The sequence below is a fragment of the Baekduia sp. Peel2402 genome, from assembly GCF_052567285.1.
In genome coordinates this window covers 884,895-901,020 of record NZ_CP199582.1, presented here as the reverse complement: position 1 = coordinate 901,020, position 16,126 = coordinate 884,895, and the positions used below count along the sequence as shown (strand labels likewise).

General features: G+C 72.9%; 16 protein-coding genes. 10 read left to right on the top strand and 6 right to left on the bottom strand.

Translation table 11 applies throughout. The features are described 5' to 3' along the window. Positions 1–6: 6 nt before the first annotated feature. Genes rsmD through ACT01A_RS04435 form a run of 4 tightly spaced genes read left to right on the top strand, consistent with a single transcriptional unit; the run spans position 7 to position 1,805 of the window. Positions 7–549, top strand: a complete 543-nt coding sequence (gene rsmD / locus ACT01A_RS04450; protein WP_445151038.1) for a 16S rRNA (guanine(966)-N(2))-methyltransferase RsmD — start codon at positions 7–9, stop codon at positions 547–549. Then, positions 546–1,043 carry a pantetheine-phosphate adenylyltransferase gene (gene coaD, locus ACT01A_RS04445; RefSeq protein WP_445151037.1) on the top strand — a complete coding sequence of 166 codons (498 nt, stop codon included), beginning with the start codon at positions 546–548 and terminating at the stop codon, positions 1,041–1,043. The genes rsmD and coaD overlap by 4 nt, the downstream gene beginning before the upstream one ends. Positions 1,044–1,059: 16 nt before the next feature. Next, positions 1,060–1,527, top strand: a complete 468-nt coding sequence (locus tag ACT01A_RS04440) for a hypothetical protein (protein WP_028075061.1) — start codon at positions 1,060–1,062, stop codon at positions 1,525–1,527. Then, entirely contained in the window at positions 1,524–1,805 is a 282-nt protein-coding gene (locus tag ACT01A_RS04435) for an acylphosphatase (RefSeq protein ID WP_445151036.1), read from the top strand. The genes ACT01A_RS04440 and ACT01A_RS04435 overlap by 4 nt, the downstream gene beginning before the upstream one ends. A 474-nt stretch (positions 1,806–2,279) precedes the next feature. On the opposite strand, the gene ACT01A_RS04430 is transcribed toward ACT01A_RS04435, so the two are convergent. Continuing rightward, positions 2,280–3,068: an ABC transporter permease gene (locus ACT01A_RS04430; protein WP_445151035.1), complete on the bottom strand. Its 789-nt coding sequence runs from the start codon at positions 3,066–3,068 to the stop codon at positions 2,280–2,282. Then, positions 3,065–4,000, bottom strand: coding sequence for an ABC transporter ATP-binding protein (locus ACT01A_RS04425; RefSeq protein ID WP_445151034.1), 936 nt, complete (start codon positions 3,998–4,000; stop codon positions 3,065–3,067). The genes ACT01A_RS04430 and ACT01A_RS04425 overlap by 4 nt, the downstream gene beginning before the upstream one ends. Positions 4,001–4,130: 130 nt before the next feature. On the opposite strand from ACT01A_RS04425, the gene ACT01A_RS04420 reads away from it, so the two are divergent. Further along, on the top strand, positions 4,131–5,360 hold the full coding sequence (locus tag ACT01A_RS04420; protein ID WP_445151033.1) for a sensor histidine kinase: 1,230 nt from the start codon (positions 4,131–4,133) through the stop codon (positions 5,358–5,360). A 53-nt stretch (positions 5,361–5,413) separates the two neighbouring features. Beyond that, the gene (locus ACT01A_RS04415) at positions 5,414–6,016 is read left to right on the top strand and encodes a response regulator (RefSeq protein ID WP_445152794.1); all 603 of its coding nucleotides are present in this window, start codon (positions 5,414–5,416) and stop codon (positions 6,014–6,016) included. A gap of 12 nt (positions 6,017–6,028) precedes the next feature. Here the strand turns inward: ACT01A_RS04415 and ACT01A_RS04410 are convergent, their stop codons facing one another. Next, complete coding sequence (locus ACT01A_RS04410) at positions 6,029–6,628, bottom strand: TetR/AcrR family transcriptional regulator (RefSeq protein WP_445151032.1); 600 nt, start codon at positions 6,626–6,628, stop codon at positions 6,029–6,031. Positions 6,629–6,713: 85 nt separating this feature from the next. Here ACT01A_RS04410 and ACT01A_RS04405 point away from each other — a divergent pair, with 85 nt between their 5' ends. Beyond that, the gene (locus ACT01A_RS04405) at positions 6,714–7,631 is read left to right on the top strand and encodes an oxidoreductase (RefSeq protein WP_445151031.1); all 918 of its coding nucleotides are present in this window, start codon (positions 6,714–6,716) and stop codon (positions 7,629–7,631) included. Between the two features lie 16 nt (positions 7,632–7,647). Here the strand turns inward: ACT01A_RS04405 and ACT01A_RS04400 are convergent, their stop codons facing one another. Both ACT01A_RS04400 and ACT01A_RS04395 read right to left on the bottom strand, forming a co-directional pair. Then, the gene (locus ACT01A_RS04400) at positions 7,648–11,355 is read right to left on the bottom strand and encodes an AAA family ATPase (protein WP_445151030.1); all 3,708 of its coding nucleotides are present in this window, start codon (positions 11,353–11,355) and stop codon (positions 7,648–7,650) included. Further along, on the bottom strand, positions 11,352–12,587 hold the full coding sequence (locus ACT01A_RS04395) for a metallophosphoesterase family protein (RefSeq protein WP_445151029.1): 1,236 nt from the start codon (positions 12,585–12,587) through the stop codon (positions 11,352–11,354). Before ACT01A_RS04395 ends, ACT01A_RS04400 begins: the two co-directional genes overlap by 4 nt. 59 nt (positions 12,588–12,646) lie before the next feature. On the opposite strand from ACT01A_RS04395, the gene ACT01A_RS04390 reads away from it, so the two are divergent. The 3 genes from ACT01A_RS04390 to ACT01A_RS04380 all read left to right on the top strand — a co-directional run bounded on the left by ACT01A_RS04390 (position 12,647) and on the right by ACT01A_RS04380 (position 15,839). Then, the gene (locus ACT01A_RS04390) at positions 12,647–13,579 is read left to right on the top strand and encodes a hypothetical protein (protein ID WP_445151028.1); all 933 of its coding nucleotides are present in this window, start codon (positions 12,647–12,649) and stop codon (positions 13,577–13,579) included. 20 nt (positions 13,580–13,599) lie between these two features. After that, entirely contained in the window at positions 13,600–15,252 is a 1,653-nt protein-coding gene (locus ACT01A_RS04385) for an acyl-CoA synthetase (RefSeq protein WP_445151027.1), read from the top strand. A 62-nt stretch (positions 15,253–15,314) separates the two neighbouring features. Further along, positions 15,315–15,839 (top strand): YceD family protein, encoded by a 525-nt coding sequence (locus tag ACT01A_RS04380; RefSeq protein ID WP_445151026.1) that lies wholly within the window; start codon positions 15,315–15,317, stop codon positions 15,837–15,839. On the opposite strand, the gene ACT01A_RS04375 is transcribed toward ACT01A_RS04380, so the two are convergent. After that, on the bottom strand, positions 15,823–16,098 hold the full coding sequence (locus ACT01A_RS04375) for a hypothetical protein (protein WP_445151025.1): 276 nt from the start codon (positions 16,096–16,098) through the stop codon (positions 15,823–15,825). The two genes, ACT01A_RS04380 and ACT01A_RS04375, sit on opposite strands and share 17 nt — an antisense overlap. Positions 16,099–16,126: the final 28 nt, after the last annotated feature.

Genomic DNA, 16,126 nt, shown 5'->3' with positions numbered 1-16,126 from the left:
CGCGCGATGAGGATCGTCTCCGGCCGTCTCGGCGGCCGCCGCATCGACGCGCCGCCCGGCAATGACACGCGTCCGACGTCTGACCGCGTCCGCGAGGCGCTCTTCTCGGCGCTAGGACCGCTCGACGGCGAGCACGCCCTCGACCTCTTCGCCGGCTCCGGCGCGCTGGGCATCGAGGCGCTCTCGCGAGGGGCCGCGACCGCCGTCTTCGTCGAGAATGACTGGCGCGCCGGGAAGGTCATCGCGGCCAATTTGCAGGCCCTGGATCTCCAAGCGCCGGACGCGATCCTGCGCCGCCGCGACGCGCTCGCGGCGCTCCGGGACGCACGCGAGGCGGGCGAGTCATACGATCTGGTCTTCCTAGACCCTCCGTACCGGCTCGCGACCGGGCTGGGGCCGGAGCTGGCGAGTGCGCTGGCGCCGGTGCTGGCGCCCGGCGCGCGCGTGATCGGGGAGAGCGACCGGCGTACGCCGCTCGACCTGCCCGGACTGCTCACCACGTTCGAACGCCGCTACGGCGACACCCTCCTCCGGATCCACACCGCATGACCGACGAGAAGCGCATCGCTGTCTGTCCAGGCAGCTACGACCCGATCACCAACGGGCACCTCGACATCATTTCGCGCACCGCCGCGCAGTTCGACGAGGTCGTGGTGGCCGTCGTCAACGTCTCGGTGCGCAAGAACCAGCCGATCTTCGGGATCGAGGAGCGGCTGTCGTTCATCGCCGAGGCGACCACCCACCTCGACAACGTCCGCGCCGAGCCGTTCAGCGTCCTGGTGGTCGACTTCGCCCAGCAGATCGGGGCCCGAACGATCGTCAAGGGCCTGCGCGCCATCTCGGACTTCGAGTACGAGCTGGAGATGGGTCAGCTGAACCGGATGCAGGCCCCAGATGTGGACACGCTCTACCTGATGGCCAGCCCGCAGTACAGTTTCCTCAGCTCTTCAGGAGTCAAGGAGCTCGCCACGTTTGGCGGTGACATCGACAGCCTCGTTCCCGAACGCGTCGCACGTCGCCTGAAGGAAGAGCTCACCCGATAACGAAAGACGCTTAGCCATGGACGTCCTGGTCCTCATTGACAAGCTCGACGACCTTGTCCACAACGCCAAGAAGGTCCCTCTCACCGACGAGGTGCGGGTGGATCGCGAGCAGATCTACGACATTTTGGATCAGATGCGCGCGACCATCCCTGAGGAGATCAAGCAGGCGCGGTGGATCGTCAAGGAACGTCAGGAGATGCTCGCCGAGGCTAAGCGTGAGGCTGAGCGCATCGTCAAGGACGCCGTGCGCAAGCAGGAGGAGCTCGTCTCCGATCAGGAGGTGACGCGCGAAGCTGAGCGCGCCGCCGAAGAGATCGTCGAGGACGCTCGCGCTCGCGAGCGCGAGATCCGCCTCGGCGCCGAGGACTACGCCGACGAGATCCTCAACACGCTCGAAGTGAACTTGTCCAAGTTCATCGCCGCGGTCCGCCGCGGGCGCGAGCGGCTGCAAGGCAAGGAAGAGGAGTCGGTCGAGGCGGCGTGAGCCGCCCGCCGATCGCTCGCCGCCTACGCGCCTCCGGGCGCGTGCAAGGCGTCAACTTCCGCGCCTGGGTCCGTGATCGGGCGCAGGCGCGTGGTGTTTCTGGCTGGGCCGCCAATCAGGCCGACGGGTCGGTTGAGGTGTGGCTGCAGGGCGACGAGGATGCTGTCGCCGCTGTGGAGCGTGCGGTGGGCGATGGGCCGCCGCACGGGCATGTCGACCGCGTTGAGGCGGAGGATGTGGCGGTGCGGGACGGGCTCGAGGGCTTCGCGCGGCGCTGAGGGGGCGTTCGTGGCGCCGGCGTTCGTGGCGCTCAGCTCGATGCGTTGCCGGTGTGCGTCGCGTTGGAGAGGGCAGGCGAAGGGAGTGAGAGCCGGGAGGCGTGGCGACCGCCTCGGGGCGTCCGCGGGCGCATGGCCGGGCTTAGGGGGAGCGTTCGGGGCCGAACGGGTGGTCCGGGTCGCGTAGACCGGAACTATTCCGGCTAACTCGACCCGCATCCCAGAAACCGGCCCTTATGGAGCACCCTCGGGATCCGGGTCGCGCACGCATCACATACCAACCATTACGCGACCCGGACCGACGCTTCGGCCCTGAACCGCCTTCCCCGCGCCCGGCTAGCCGCCCGCGGACGACGCCGGGCGGTCGCCACGCTCTAGCGCTCGTTCCCCTCGCCTGCCCTCTCCAACGCCCCGCACTACCACCGGCGCCGCGAGCTGAACGCCCCGACGCCGGCACCGGCAGCGGCGCCGCGCCTACCGCACTTCGCTCTTCACGAACCGCCACAGCCCAATCGTCAGCGGCAGCACCGCCCAGATCAGCGTCGCCGTCACAACCCGGCCCCATTCGGTCCCGGAGAGCGCGTGGTCGGTCAGGGGTGAGAGGGCTTCGCCTTGGCCGATCCAGTTGGCCGTGTCGTTGAGGCTGGAGATCAGCTCGCAGATCAGGCTGACGCCGACCGGCAGGACGAAGGCTGCGACGATCGCGGGTGCTGAGAGCAGGATCGCCGCGCCGAGGCCGACGCCGATCAGCATCGAGATGACGTTGAACAGCGCGACTTGGGCCAGCACGCCGCCGTCGATCTCCCAGGTGCCCAGCCCGGTGTCGATCGACTCCTTGCCGCCGATCGCGGTGAAGACGGCGGAGAGGACGATCGTCACGGCGAACGCGGCGAGCGCGAGCAGGATGCTGGCGCCGATCTTGGCGATCAGCACGCGGTCGCGCTTGGGCACGAGCGTGAACGTCGTCTGCGCGGTGCGCTGCGACCACTCCGACGTGACGAGGAGGATGCCCACGATCGGCACCAGGAAGTTGATGGCCTGGGTTGAGTTGTCGAGGGCGTTGGAGAAGTTCCGCCCGTTGTCGCTACCGGTCAGGATCGTCAGCGCCGCGGCCAGGCCGGCGAGCAGCACCGCGGTCAGCAGCAGCCAGAAGCCGGCACGCGTGTCGTGCATCTTGCGCAGCTCGACCCGGATCAGGCGGCCGAGGCCGGGACGGCTGTCGCGCCCGCTCGCGGTGGTGCTCTCGTACGTGGTGGCGCTCATCGGGAGGCCTCCTGCAGGTCGGGGGCGGGCACATCGGGTGCGTCGGGCGTGCTGCTGGTGAGATCGAAGAAGAGCTGCTCCAGGCCAGCGGACTCCGACGGTCCGAGGCGGCTCAGCGCGACGCCGCCGGCCAGCGCGGCGCGGCCGACGTCGTCGGGCTCGGCCTCGACGATGAAGCCGCCGTCCGGATGCGCGTGGACCGTCAGGCTCGCGTCGGCCAGCGCGCGCGCCAGCCGGTCGTCGCCGTGGTCGGCCACGGCGCGCACGAGCGTCCCGCCGCCGGCCAGCAGCTCGTCGCGCGTGCCGGCCGCGACGATCTTGCCGTTGCCGATGATCACGAGCTGGTCGGCGACCGCCTCGACCTCGTGCAACAGGTGCGAGGACAGCAGCACGGTGCCGCCGCGGTCGGCGAAGTCGCGCAGCAGCCCGCGCATCCAGCGCATCCCTTCGGGATCCAGGCCGTTGGCGGGCTCGTCGAGGATCAGGACCTCGGGGTCGCCGACCAGCGCGGCCGCGATCCCGAGCCGCTGGCGCATGCCCAAGCTGTAGGCCTTCAGGCGCTGGCGCGCGGCCCGCTTGGGCAGGCCGACGCGGTCGAGGAGCTCGGGGACGATCGCCGGATCGGCGCCGATGGTGAGCGCCGACAGCGTCAGGACCTCCTCGCCGCGCCGGCCGGCGTGCTGGGCGCTCGCGTCGAGGAGGATGCCGACGCGGCGGCCCGGGTTGGGGAGCTTGCGGTAGTTGACGCCGAGGATCTCGGCGTGGCCGGCGTCAGGATCCGACAACCCGCACAACATGCGCATGGTGGTGGTCTTGCCCGCGCCGTTGGGTCCGAGGAAGCCGGTGACGGTGCCCGGCCGGCAGGTGAACGTGACGTCGGAGACGATCGTCCGGCCGCCGAGGCGTTTGGTCAGTCCGTGGGACTCGATCATGGCCACCAGCATCCCGGTTCGTCAGGACGCCTGCGTCGTTCTTCGGTCGACGATGTCCGAGACCGTGGTCGGGTCGGGGAGCGACTTCAGTAGGGGGTCGTGCGCGCTCGCGGCCCGTAGCCTGTCGGCTATGGCGCAGCAGACCAGCCTCGCCGGCGTGTCCCAGTGGCAGCGGCCGCTGCTGCCCGCCGCCGTGCTGGCGGAGTCCGACGGGAGCCGCACGCCGCGCGACTGGATCGTCGACGCGCTCATGTACGTGCTGTGCGGCGGCTTCGGGGCCGTGATCCTGGGGTCGACCGCCTCCTATCGAAGCATGACCACCATCATCATCGACGGCGTCTGCGGCGTCGTCGCGCTGATCGCCCTGTGGTGGCGGCGCGAGCACCCGGGGATCGTGGCGCTCGTCGTGCTGTCGCTCTCGGCGTTCTCGGGGATGGCGGCGGGCGCGGCGCTGGCCGCGACGTTCAACGCGGCGCTGCGGATGCCGATGCGGCGCGTCGGGGCGGTCGCCGCGTGGTCGTGCGTCACCGCCGCGGTCTCGGCGTACTCCTACGGCAACGCGGACGGCTACGACACCACCGGGGTGGTGATCGGGCTATTGGCGACCGCGATCGTCGTCGTGTCCGGGCTCTTCACGCGCGCCCAGCGCGACCTGGTGGTCTCGCTGCACGAGCGCGCGGTGCGGCTGGTGGCCGAGCAGCGGCTGCACGAGGAGGCGGCGCGCTCGGCCGAGCGGCGCCGGATCGCGCGCGAGATGCACGACGTTCTCGCGCACCGGATCTCGCTGCTGAGCGTGCACGCGGGGGCGCTGGAGTTCCGGCCCGACGCGCCGCCGGAGGCGATCGCGGAGGCGGCGGGCGTGGTGCGCTCCTCGGCGCACGCGGCGCTGCAAGAGCTGCGCGACGTGATCGGGATGCTGCGCGAGGACGACGTCGCGGAGGCGACGGGGCCGCCGCAACCGACGCTGTGCGACGTGCCGGCGCTGGTCGAGGAGTCGCGCGCGGCGGGGACGCGGGTGGAGCTGGACTTCGCCGTGCCCGAGGGCGCGCTGCCGGATGCGCTCGGACGCACCGCGTACCGGATCGTGCAGGAAGGGCTCACGAACGCGCGCAAGCACGCGGTGGGGGCGGCGGTGAGCGTGCGGGTCGCCTTGGACGCCGACGCCGGGCTGGAGGTGCGCGTGGCGTCGCGGGCCGCGGTGGCGGGCGACGCGGTCCCGCCGCCGCCGGGCGCGGGCACCGGGCTGATCGGGCTGCGGGAGCGGGTCGTGTTGGCCGGCGGCGCGCTGGAGCACGGGCGCGCGGCGGGCGGCGACTTCGTCCTGCGCGCGGTGCTGCCTGTGGCCGAGGGCGTCGCGTGATCCGCGTGTTGTTGGTGGACGACGACGCGCTCGTCCGCTCCGGGTTGAAGTTGATGCTGTCAGGAGCGGAGGGGATCGACGTCGTCGGCGAGGCGGGCGACGGGCGCGAGGTCCTCGGAGCGTTGGACCGGCATCGGCCCGACGTCGTGTTGATGGACATCCGGATGCCGGTGGTCGACGGGATCGCAGCGACGCGGCTGGTGCGCGAGCAGCCCGACGCGCCCGCGGTCGTGGTGCTGACGACGTTCGACGCCGACGAGCTGGTGCTGCGCGCGCTCCAGGCGGGCGCGGCCGGGTTCTTGCTGAAGGACACGCCGCCGGGCGAGATCGTGCGGGCGATCGAGCGCGTGCACGCTGGCGACGCGATGCTCTCGCCGGGCGTGACGCGGCAGCTGATCGCGCTGGTCGCGGGCGACGGCGAGGCGGCGGGGCGCGCGCGCGACGCCCGCGAGTTGTTGGAGGGGTTGAGCGCGCGCGAGCACGAGGTGGCGGTCGCGGTGGGGCAGGGGAAGGCCAACGCAGAAATCGGCGCCGACCTGCACATGAGCGTGCCGACCGTCAAGGCGCACGTGTCGCGGCTGCTGGTCAAGCTGGCGGTGGAGAACCGCGTGCAGATCGCGCTGCTCGTGCAGGAGGCGAGCAGGGACTACAACTAGGCGGGCGCGCCGCTAGCGGGGCGCGAAGCCGAGCAGCAAGCGCTCGACCGCGGCGTCGCGGAGGGCGTCGAGCGGCTGGTCGTCCAACATGTCGTTGTTGGCGATGGCCACGAGGCCCTGCAAGAGCGCGAAGGCGATCTTGGCGAGGCGCTCGGGGTCACCGGGCACGACGGCGCCCGCGGCCTGGCCGTCTGCGACGACCGCCAGCGCGGCGGCGAACGCGCGGTCGGCGGCCTGGGCCAGCTCGGGCGGCGCGCCGGCCTCGTGCTTGGAGGCGAACATCAGCTCGATCAGCGCGGGGCGCGTGGTCGCAAAGCCGACGTAGGCGCGGGCGAGGGCGAGGATCCGCGTGGTGAAGTCCTCGCCGGCGCCGGCCAGCGCGGCGTCGAGTTGGGCGCCGAGCTGCTCGAAGCCGTTGAGCGCGAGCGCGTCCAGCAGCGCCTGGCGATCGGCGAAGTGCCGGCGCGGCGCGGCGTGGCTGACGCCGACCTCGCGCGCCAGCTCGCGCAGCGACAGGTTGGCCGCGCCGGTCGTCCCCAGCGCGCGCTCGCCCGCGACGAGGAGGGCCTCGCGGAGGTTGCCGTGGTGGTAAGGGCGGGCGGTGGCGGACACGCTCACTCCACGATATCGGTCGGAGTAGACGCTGCCTGCATTGTTGTCATTGACAACAGTGTCGACGGCGTCTACTTTGCGGATCATGTCTTCTGCCGCCGCCCGTTGGACCGCCGCCGACCTGCCCGACCTCTCCGGCCGCACCGTCGTGGTGACGGGCGCGTCGAGCGGCCTGGGCGCGATCACCGCGCGGGAGCTGGCGCGGGCGGGCGCGCACGTCGTCCTGGCGGTGCGCGACGTCGCCAAGGGCGAGGGCGTCGCCGCGCCGTTCGAAGGGTCGTGGGAGGTGCGGGAGCTCGACCTCGCGTCGCTGGCGTCGGTGCGGGCGTTCGCGGCGGGGTGGAGCGGCCCGCTCGACGTGTTGATCAACAACGCCGGGATCATGGCCGTCCCGCAGGCGAAGACCGAGGACGGCTTCGAGGCGCAGATCGGCACCAACCACCTCGGTCACTTCGCGCTGACCAACCTGATGTTGAAGCACGTGACCGACCGTGTCGTGACGCTCTCCTCCGGCGCGCACCGCATCGGCAAGATGCAGTTGGAGGACTTGAACTGGGAGCGGCGGCGCTACGACCGCTGGCGCGTCTACGGGCAGACGAAGCTCGCGAACCTGCTGTTCACGAAGGAGTTGCAGCGGCGCCTGGAGGAGGCCGGCAGCGAGGTGCGGGCGCTCGCCGCGCACCCGGGCTACGCGCGGACGCACCTCCAGAGCCACACCGGTAGCCGGTTGCAGCACGTCCTCTTCGTCGGCGTCGGGAACCGGCTGCTGGCCCAGTCGGACGTGATGGGCGCGCTACCTACGCTCTACGCCGCCACCCAGGACCTGCCCGGCGACACCTTCGTCGGCCCTGACGGCTTCCTCGAGCAGCGCGGGCACCCGAAGATCGTCGGCCGCACCAAGGCCGCGCAGGACGCCGACGTCGCCCGCCGCCTCTGGACGCTCTCCGAGGAGCTGACCGGCGTCGGCTTCGGCCTTACAGCCGCGAGTCCCTCGGCCGCCTGAGACCGGCGAGCGAGGCCTACAAGAACGTCGTCTGCTCGCCGTAAGGCGACTCAGTCACCCGCGGCGGGCCGCCACCGCCAACGGCGGCGGTGAGCTCCTCGGCGAGCGTGGGCGACGCGGTGGCCGCCACGCCGTCCTCGTCCTCGACGCCGTCGTCCTGCGGCGCGCCGACGTTCGCCGTTACCCGCTGCCGCCGCTTCACGGGTGGCGCGGTCGTGGTCGTGGTCGTGATCGCGGGCGTGGTGCGGGGGCGCGGCGCGAGGTCGTCGCCGCCCTCCGCGAGCGCGATGACGTCGAGGCGGTCGCCGACGGCGGCGGCGGCGATGTCCACGAGGTGGCGGTGGTGGGTGAGGACGATGACCTGGGTCAGCGCGGCGAGGTCGGCGAGGGCGGCGAGGATCCGTTCGGCGCGGGCGTCGTCGGACTCCAGGAGGACGTCGTCGAAGAGGACGGGGACAGGCTGGGCGGTTGCGGCGTGGCGCTCCAGCGCGGCGAGGCGCAGCGCGAGGAAGAGCTGCTCGCGGGTGCCGTCGCTGAGCTGGTCGACGCGCAGACGGGCGCCGTCGGCGGTGATCGCGACGAGGATGTCGCGGTCCTTCTCGTCCAGGTCGGTCTCCAGGCGCGCGAAGCGCTCGCAGGTCAGCGCCGGGAAGAGCTGGTTGGCGCGGGCGAGCAGCGGGCCCTCGTGCGCGGAGCGGAAGCGGGCGATCGCGTCGCGCAGGACGCGTTGGGCGAGGCGCGCGCGGGCGTAGCGCTCGGCGGTCGCCTGGATCTCGGCCTCCAGGACGGTCGCCTCCTGCCGGGCGCGAGCGGCCTCGTCGGAGCGCTCCAACCGACCGAGCTCGTCGCGGGCCAGCGTGAGGCGCTTGTTGATGGCGTCGCGCTCGTCACGGTGCTGGGCGGCGCCCGCTTCGAGGGCGTCGAGGCGAGCGGGCAGCGCGTCGGCGTCCAGCGCGGCGACCGCGGCCAGGACCTCGTCGGCGGGCGCGCCGCCCGCGCGGGCGAGGTCGGCGTCGAGGCGCTGGAGCTCAGCGCGCAGCTCCTCGGCGCGGGCGACGTCGCGCTCGCGCCGGACGAGCGCCTCGTCGTCCTCGGCGCCCGCGGCCTCGCGCAGCGCGGCGAGCTCGGCATCGGCCTCGTCGGCGATCGCGATCGCGTCGGCCTGCTCGGCCTCCAGCTCGGCGACGGCGGCCGCGAGCGCCTCGCGCTCGGCGGCCGCGGCCCGGGCGGCGGCGGCGCGGCGGTGCAGGGTGCCAGCAACGGCGAGCGGCGCCTCGTCGCCCAGCTCGGGCGCGACGCGCGCGATCAGCTCGGCGAGCGCCTGCTCGAACGCGCCACGGCGGGCCTCGATCGACGCGACGTCGCCGCGCAGGGCGTCGAGCTGCGCGCGATCCCGCGCGACCTGGTCCAGCGCGCGCAAGGCCGCGAGCGCGTCGTCCGGGTCCAGCGACGCCGCTAGCCCGCACGCATCGCGCAAGGCGCTCCACTGCGCGCGCCACTCGTCCTGCCTCGTGCGGGCGCGCCGGGCGCTTGCCTCCGCGTCCTCCTGGTCGGCCGCGGTCCGCGCGGCGTCGTCGGCCAGCCGCGCCGCACGCTCGGCCTGCTCGCGCAGCGTCTCCAGCCGCGCATCGGCCAGCTCGACGAGCGCGAGCAGCGGCATGTCGGCCTGCGCCTGCTCGCCCAGCGCCGCCCGGATCGCGACCGCATGGCGCTCCCGCAGCTCGCTCACCAGCGCCGCTTCGCGCGCCGCGGCGGTCGCGAGCGTGAGCTGCGCGAGGACCGCATCCCGCGCGGCGAGCCAGGCGCCTGCCTGGGCGGGGGAGGGGATGGCGAAGGCTTCGGGCCAGGCGCTCGTCCAGGCCGCCTCGGCCTCGGTGAGGGTGGCGGCGTGGCGGGTGCGGCGGTGGGCGAGCTCGTCGGCGTCGCGGGCGAGGGTCTGGAGCTCGTCGTCGATGGTGGCCAGGCGCGCGAGGGCGGAGGCGTGCTGGAGACGGGTGTCGGCGATCGTGTCGGCGTGCTGGACTGCCTGCTCGAAGGGCGCGGGATCGGCGGCGTTGCCGGTGGTCAGCGCGGCGCGCAGCTGCGACCACAGCGCGGCGCGGGTGGTGCGGGCCTCGGTGAGCGCGGTGCGGGAGAGGAGCGGGGCGTCGGTGGTGAGGCGGTCGCGGTCGCGGTGCAGCACGGCGACGCGGTCGGCGATGGCCGAAGCCTCGGTCGCCAGGTGCTCGGCGGCCGACTGCGCGTCGAGCAAGGACTCCAACAACGTCGCGATGCGCTCGCGGTCGGGGACCGGCAGGCGGCGCAGCGTCTCGGCGTCGCGGACCGGCGGGTTCATGCGGGCGCAGAGCGCGTCCGCCTCGTCCAGCGCGGCGCGCTCGTCGGCCATGGCACGGCCGACGCTCTCGTCAAGCGAACCCGCCGCGCGGGCCGCGCGGATCGCGGCGGCCAACGGCGCGTCGTCGGCGACGGCCCCCACGCGCTCGGCGGCGTCCGCCGCACGAGCGGCAGCACGCCGCGCGTCCTCCAGCGCCTCCACGGCGCTGCGCGCCGCCTGCTCGACCCCGGCCCGCTCTTGTAGGCAGCTCTCCAGCCGCGCGCGCGAGGCGTCATCCAGCGTTGGCGGCTCGGCGCCGTCCGCACCAAGCGCGCCGTTCAAAGACGACAACAACTCCCCGAGCCGCACTTCCAGCGGTCCGGCCTGTGTCAGCAGCTCGGTCCGGCGCGCGTCGTCCTGCGCCACCGCGGAGGCGCGCTCGTGCAGGTGCTCGATGTCGTCGGCGGCGGGCAGCAGCGCGTCGTCGACGGTCAGGTCGGCGAGGCGCGCGCGGCGGCGCTCGAGGTCGCGCTCGGCGGCGCTGGCACGGGAACGGGCCTCGCGCCGGCGCTCGGTGGCGCCCACGCGCCGGGCGCTCGCGTCGGCCGCGAGCGCGGGCAACGAGCCCAAGGCCTCCAGCGCGCGCGCCGCGGTCGTGCGCTGGGCGGCCAGCGGCAGGACGCCCTGCAACCGCTGCAACCGCGAGCGCTCGCGATCGGCCTCCAGCAGCGCAGCGCCCGCGCTGTCATAGGCCTTCTCCAGCTCCGCCAGCTCGCGCGAGAGCTGCTCCCACTGCGGCGGGCGCAGCGAGGCGTCGCGCAACACCTTCAAGATCTCGGCGTGCCGCGCGAGCAGCACGTTGAGCGACTTCTTGGACGGGCGCGTGGAGAACAGGTCGTCGGCGTCGGACTCAAGCGTCCGCATCAGCCCGTGCAGCCGCGACGTCCCGGCCGCCGCCGCGAACAGCGACTCGCCGACCGCGCCGCGCCCGGCCAACAGGTCCAGCCCGCCTTCGACCAGCGACTCGTGCGTGATCTCGAACAGGTTCTCGTGAACCTCGCGCGTCAGCCCGCCGAGCGCGGCCTCCAGCGGGGCGGGATCGAGCACCTCGCCGCCGGCGTCCAACAACGTGTCCTTGCGCCCCTTGCGCCGGACGACCTCCAAAGACCCCAACTCGGAACCCAGCTCCAGCCGCGCGCCGATCCGCAGGTCCGCGCCCGGGCGGCCATAGGTGTCGCCGGTCCGCTCGGGCACGCCGAACAGCAGTGCGCCGACGGCCCGCCGCGTCGTCGACTTCCCGGCCTCGTTGGGGCCGTAGACGACGTGCAGCGCGCCGGCAGCGCCGAACGCGAGCGAGCGGCCCTCGAAATGGCCCCAGCGCTCGAGGTCCAGCCGGGCGATCCGGATCACGTGCTGCCACCGCCGTCCAGCAGCAGCGCGGGCAGCTCGCGCTCGACGTCTTCCAGCAGCGCGCGCAGCGTCGCGTCGTCGGTCGGATCCCAGGCCAGCGTCACCGGCAGCCGCGCGGCCAGCGGCGCCAGCTCGTCGGCCAGCGACCCCGCGTCGGCTTCCGCTAGTGCCTGAGCAACGGAGGCCAGCGCGTCGTCGGCATCCGCGGCGAAGGCGGACGACGACGCCGACGACGCGACCAGCGGGGTCGTGCGCACCTGGACCTTCTCGATCCACACGCCGTCGCCGGCGGCGGCGCGTAGGTCCCACTCCAGGCGCCGCGCCTCGCGCAGCAGCGCGCCGTGGACCGCAGACGCGCCGACGAACCGCACCCGCGCGGCGAGCAGCCGGCCCTCGGCGGCCTCGACCGCAGCGGCCAGCGCGCTTGTCGCGTCCGCCAGCACGTCATCAGGATGCGACGCATCCGAGGCATCCACATCAACAACCGCCCAGCGCACGACGTCCAGCACCCGCGCATCCAGCACCGGCCGCCCATCGGCGCCGAACGTGACCACGGTCGCGCCCTTCGGCCCGGTCTCCCGCACCGAGCGCCCCTGGAGACACCCGGGGAACAGGATCGGCGGGTCCTCCCACAGCACCACGCGCTCGTGCACATGCCCGAGGCCCCAGAAGTCGTAGCCGCGCTGCGCCAGGCGATCGACCCGGCACGGCGCGTACGGCGCGTGGTCGAACTTGCCGTCGGCCGACGTGTGCAACAACCCCACGTTGATCAACCCGGAGACCGGCGCGGGGTAGTCGAGCGAGAGGTCGGTGGAGACCACGGGCGTCGCGTAGCCCTGCCCGTGGACCGCGACCCCCAGATCCTCCAACAAGACCGTCGCGGGCGCGTCCACCGGCAGCACGTGCACGGAGTCCGGAAGCCGTAGCGACCGCGTGATCCGCGAGGCGGCGTCGTGGTTGCCGGTCACCAGCACCACGGGGATCCCGGCGTCGGCCAGGCGCGACGCCTCGCGCGCGAAGAACGCGCCCGTCGCGTAGTCGTGCCAGTCGCCGTCGTAGAGGTCGCCGCCGATCGTCAGCAGGTCGGCGCGCTCGTCCACGCACAGGTCCACCAACGCCGAAAACGCCCGCCGGGCGGCGAGGCGCAGCTCGTCGACGGGCGCGCCGTCGTAGGCGGCGAGCCCGTGCATCGGGCTGTCGAGATGGATGTCTGCGGCGTGGACCAGCTTCATGACCAAGATCGACCAGTGTGCGGCCCGCGACGGACGGACCTACTCTGTGCGCCCGACCCATGCGCCCGACCGTCACCGGCATCGAGCAGGTCCTCGCCGACGCGGGCGGCGCCGACGCGCCGCGCGAGCGCCACGGCCAGCTCCGCGACCTCCTGCAACGCGAGTTGCAGCACGGCGCCGGCGAGCTCCAGCAGACCCGCTCCGGCTACGACCATCCGATCGTCGTTGCCGCGGCCTCCGACGACGACGGGCTGATCGCGGTGCTGCCCGTCCCCGTCGAGCTGCGCGCCGACCCCGACGTCATCGACGAGCGCTCGTGGCTGCTCGTCGCCGCGACCGTCGGCGCGCTCGTCCAGTGCACCGGCGAGACGCTCCTCGCGCTCACCGCGGGCGTCGCCGCCGGCGGCCATCTCGCGCTCCACCTGGCCAGCCCGAGCACCGACCTCGAGCTCTTGCCGCTGGCTTTCGAGGAACAGGCCGAACCGGTGGACCGCCTCAAGGCGGTCGCGCTCGCGGTCCCGTCCGAGCTGCTGCACGCCGACGACCTCAAGCCGCCGATCGGTCCCGCGCACCCGCTCCTGATCGCGTTGGAGCTGGCCCGCCTCGGCGCTCGCCCCGCCGACCCGCGGGCCTTCGACGAGCACGAGGACGCGCTGCTCGCCCTCCAGGACCAGGCCCGCGGGCCCGCGCGGCCCCACGACGATCCGGACCCGGCCCGGCGCGTCGCGCGCCGGATCCTCCAGCGCCTGGACGGCATGGGGAAGTGGGGCGGGTACCACACCGACTTCACCCATCTCGCGCGCGGCTTTGCGGGCAACGACCGCGCGCTGGCCGACGCCGTGGGCGAGGCCTTGCTGGTCTCAGGATTGCTTGCCGAGAAGCCGAGCGTGGGACAACGCCACGTGTTCCTCAACCCGCGGCGTGCCGCCGACATCCGCGCGCTGATCGAGCGCGGGGAGGTCCCGGCCGACCTCGCCCTTCCACCCGTCTAGCTGCGATAGTCACGAATCACATGTCCTTTCAGGTTCATCAGGTGCTCGACCGGGTCGGTCACGCCGGCCACTCGGTCAAGATCCTCGCCGACGCCGGCGTGATCCGGCCGATGCGGCCCGAGAAGCTCTTCTCCATGGCGTCGACCATGTTGCGGTGGGGCCCGACGCCCGCCGCGGGCTACACCGTCTCCGCCGTCAGACGCCCGGACAAGATCGGCATCGTCGACGAGCTGGGGACGCTGACCTTCAAGGAGATCCACGAGCGCACCAACGCGCTCGCAAACGCCTGGAGCGACTTGGGAATCGGCGAGGGCGACGGCGTCGCGATCTTGTGCCGCAACCACCGCGGCTTCATCGACGCGACGGTCGCGTGCTCCAAGTTGGGGGCCAACGCGCTGTACCTCAACACGATGTTCGCGGGCCCGCAGATCACCGACGTCTGCAAGCGCGAGAAGCCCAAGGCCATCGTCTACGACCAGGAGTTCGCGGGCATGGTCGAGGACGCGGGCAAGCGCCGCAAGCGCTTCGTCGCCTGGTTCGACGGCGAGGAAGGCAAGCCGTCAGGGGATCCATTGCTGGAGGATCTGATCGCAGGCGGCGACACGTCCGACCTCGTACCTCCGGCCGAGAAGGGCAAGGTCGTGATCCTGACGTCGGGCACGACCGGCACGCCGAAGGGCGCCAACCGCTCGCAGCCCAAGTCGCTGCTGCCCGCCGCCGGCTTCCTGTCGAAGATCCCGCTGCGCGCCGAGGAGCCGTGGATGGTCGCGGCGCCGATGTTCCACTCCTGGGGCTTCGCGCACTTCACGCTCGGGATGGCGCTCGGCGCCCAGCTCGTGCTGCGCCGCCGCTTCGACCCGGAGGGCACGCTCAGCGCGATCGCCCAGCACGAGTGCACGACGCTCGTGGTCGTCCCCGTGATGCTCAGTCGCATCCTCGAGCTGCCGCCCGAGACGGTCGCGCGCTACGACCTGCGGTCGCTGAAGATCATCGGCGCTTCCGGCAGCGCGCTCCCGGGCCCGCTGGCGACCGAGGTCATGGATCGCTTCGGCGACGTGCTCTACAACCTGTACGGGTCGACCGAGGTCGCGTGGGCGACGATCGCCACGCCCTCCGATCTGCGCGCCGCGCCCGGCACCGCCGGCCAGCCGCCGTTCGGGACGATCGTCAAGCTGCTCGACGAGGACGGTCGCGAGGTCGCCCAGGGCGACACCGGCCGGATCTTCGTCGGCAACGAGCTGGTCTTCGACGGCTACACGGGCGGCGGGTCCAAGGCGGTCGTCGACGGTCTGATGTCGACCGGCGACGTCGGCCACCTCGACGACGGCGGCCGCCTGTTCGTGGACGGCCGCGACGACGAGATGATCGTCAGCGGCGGCGAGAACGTCTTCCCGCGCGAGGTCGAGGACCTGCTCTCCCACCACGAGGCGGTCGACGAGTGCGCCGTGCTCGGCGTGGACGACGAGAAGTTCGGCCAGCGGTTGCGCGCGTTCGTGGTGCTGTCCAGCGAGGGCGCGGTCAGCGAGGACGAGCTGAAGTCCTACGTGAAGGCGAACCTCGCCTCTTACAAGGTGCCGCGCGAGATCGTCTTCCTGGACGAGCTGCCGCGCAACGCGACGGGCAAGGTCCTCAAGCGCGAGCTGGCCGAGCAGGACGAAGAGGCCAAGGCCTGAGCGCCGGCTCCGGGGGCGATGGTCCGGTGCGCACCGGACCATCTTCTACCCTCGTTATGGCGATGTCTGCTCCTCGCACCGACACCTTCGATCTCGGCCCGCTGCGCCTTCGCGCCGGCGAGGCCCGCCATCTCGACCTCGAGGTCGGGCTCGACCACTTCGAGCTCTCCAACGAGCGCTACGACGTCCAGCCGACGCCGATCCCGATCCAGCTCGACGCCACGCGCATGACCGGCGGCGGCTGGTCCCTGCGCCTGCGCCTCAGCGCGTCCCTGAACGGCCCGTGCATGCGCTGCCTCGAACCCGCGTCGCCCACGTTCTCGGTCGACGCCTACGAGGTCGACCAGCCCGGCGATGGCCCCGAGCTCGACTCGCCCTACGTCGACAACGAGGTCGTCGACATCGCGGGCTGGACCCGTGACGCGCTCGCGCTCGAGCTGCCCGCCAACATCCTCTGCACGCCCCAGTGCCTCGGCCTGTGCCCGGACTGCGGCACGAACCTCAACACCGCGGGCCCGGACCACCATCACGAGAAGGGCCCCGACTCGCGCTGGGCGGCCCTGTCGCAGATCAAGTTCGAGGAGTAGCGGCGCCCACGGTCTCGGCCCCGGGGCCGAGGTCGCTGAGCAGGACCAGCTCGCCGATCTCCAGGCGGTCGATCTTCGCCTGGCCGATCGTGAGCTTGCCGACGCGCAGGGCGCCGATCGCGAGGGCGCCGACGGCTAGGGCGCCGATCGCCCCCGAGCCGGCGGAGATCGCGATCATCGAGCCGAAGCCGGTCCACGACGCGATCCGCGCGGTGGGCTTGTCGAGCGACTTCTTGGTCTTGGCCTTGTCGTAGGTCATGGCGGGAATGCTCCCATCAATGCGACAG

Bases quoted from the DNA above. Each gene is read 5' to 3' on its own strand.
- rsmD (WP_445151038.1), top strand. From the start codon at position 7: ATGAGGATCGTCTCCGGCCGTCTCGGCGGCCGCCGCATCGACGCGCCG.
- coaD (WP_445151037.1), top strand. From the start codon at position 546: ATGACCGACGAGAAGCGCATCGCTGTCTGTCCAGGCAGCTACGACCCG.
- ACT01A_RS04440 (WP_028075061.1), top strand. From the start codon at position 1,060: ATGGACGTCCTGGTCCTCATTGACAAGCTCGACGACCTTGTCCACAAC.
- ACT01A_RS04430 (WP_445151035.1), bottom strand. From the start codon at position 3,068: ATGAGCGCCACCACGTACGAGAGCACCACCGCGAGCGGGCGCGACAGC.
- ACT01A_RS04425 (WP_445151034.1), bottom strand. From the start codon at position 4,000: ATGATCGAGTCCCACGGACTGACCAAACGCCTCGGCGGCCGGACGATC.
- ACT01A_RS04420 (WP_445151033.1), top strand. From the start codon at position 4,131: ATGGCGCAGCAGACCAGCCTCGCCGGCGTGTCCCAGTGGCAGCGGCCG.
- ACT01A_RS04415 (WP_445152794.1), top strand. From the start codon at position 5,414: ATGCTGTCAGGAGCGGAGGGGATCGACGTCGTCGGCGAGGCGGGCGAC.
- ACT01A_RS04405 (WP_445151031.1), top strand. From the start codon at position 6,714: ATGTCTTCTGCCGCCGCCCGTTGGACCGCCGCCGACCTGCCCGACCTC.
- ACT01A_RS04395 (WP_445151029.1), bottom strand. From the start codon at position 12,587: ATGAAGCTGGTCCACGCCGCAGACATCCATCTCGACAGCCCGATGCAC.
- ACT01A_RS04390 (WP_445151028.1), top strand. From the start codon at position 12,647: ATGCGCCCGACCGTCACCGGCATCGAGCAGGTCCTCGCCGACGCGGGC.
- ACT01A_RS04385 (WP_445151027.1), top strand. From the start codon at position 13,600: ATGTCCTTTCAGGTTCATCAGGTGCTCGACCGGGTCGGTCACGCCGGC.
- ACT01A_RS04380 (WP_445151026.1), top strand. From the start codon at position 15,315: ATGTCTGCTCCTCGCACCGACACCTTCGATCTCGGCCCGCTGCGCCTT.
- ACT01A_RS04375 (WP_445151025.1), bottom strand. From the start codon at position 16,098: ATGACCTACGACAAGGCCAAGACCAAGAAGTCGCTCGACAAGCCCACC.